This window comes from Pseudomonas edaphica (assembly GCF_005863185.1).
Lineage (GTDB): Bacteria > Pseudomonadota > Gammaproteobacteria > Pseudomonadales > Pseudomonadaceae > Aquipseudomonas > Aquipseudomonas edaphica.
Window position 1 is genome coordinate 1 of record NZ_VBVZ01000991.1, and the last position, 1,261, is coordinate 1,261.

1 protein-coding gene is annotated in these 1,261 nt (G+C 60.0%); it reads left to right on the forward strand.

Annotated features, from left to right (window positions below; translation table 11 throughout):
* Positions 1-82 precede the first annotated feature (82 nt).
* The coding region (treS, locus tag FEM54_RS32735; RefSeq protein WP_138454302.1) for a maltose alpha-D-glucosyltransferase at positions 83-1,261 on the forward strand (1,179 nt) is incomplete at its 3' end.

Sequence of the window (1,261 nt, forward strand, 5' to 3'; positions counted from 1 at the left end):
GGCCCACCGCTATCGCAGGCAAGCCAGCTCCCATCTTGATTGCATGTCTTCTGCACAATTTTCAGTGTTCCAGGAGTTTCCAATGGCGAAGAAACCCACCCCAGCCACTTTTATCAAAGACCCGCTCTGGTACAAGGACGCGGTGATCTACCAAGTTCACGTCAAATCCTATTTCGACTCCAATAATGACGGTATCGGCGACTTTCCCGGCCTGATCGCCAAGCTCGACTACATCGCCGATCTGGGCGTCAACACCATCTGGCTGCTGCCGTTCTACCCGTCGCCGCGCCGCGACGACGGCTATGACATCGCCGAGTACCGTGGCGTGCACAGCGACTACGGGACGATGGCCGACGCCAAGCGCTTTATCAGTGAGGCGCACAAACGGGGCCTGCGGGTCATCACTGAACTGGTGATCAACCACACCTCCGACCAGCATCCGTGGTTCCAGCGGGCGCGCAAGGCCAAGCCGGGCTCGGCGGCACGGGACTTCTACGTGTGGTCCGATGACGACCAGAAGTACGACGGCACCCGCATCATTTTCCTCGACACCGAAAAGTCCAACTGGACCTGGGACCCGGTCGCCGGCCAGTACTTCTGGCACCGTTTCTACTCGCACCAGCCGGACCTCAACTTCGACAACCCGCAAGTCATGAAAGCCGTGCTCTCGGTGATGCGCTACTGGCTGGACATGGGCATCGACGGCCTGCGTCTGGACGCCATTCCCTACCTGATCGAACGCGACGGCACCAACAACGAGAACCTGCCGGAAACCCACGGCGTGCTCAAGCAGATCCGCGCCGAGATCGACGCGCATTACCCCGACCGCATGCTGTTGGCCGAAGCCAACCAGTGGCCGGAAGATACTCAGCTGTACTTTGGTGACAAAAAAGGCGACGACGGCGATGAATGCCACATGGCCTTCCACTTCCCGCTGATGCCGCGCATGTACATGGCGCTGGCCCAGGAAGATCGTTTCCCGATTACCGATATTCTGCGCCAGACCCCGGAGATCCCCGCCAACTGCCAGTGGGCGATCTTCCTGCGCAACCACGATGAACTGACCCTTGAAATGGTCACCGACAAAGAGCGCGACTACCTGTGGAACTACTACGCCGCCGACCGCCGTGCGCGCATTAACCTGGGCATTCGTCGGCGCCTGGCGCCGCTGATGGAGCGTGACCGTCGCCGCGTTGAACTGCTCAACAGCTTGTTGCTGTCGATGCCCGGCACGCCGACGTTGTACTACGGCGATGAAATC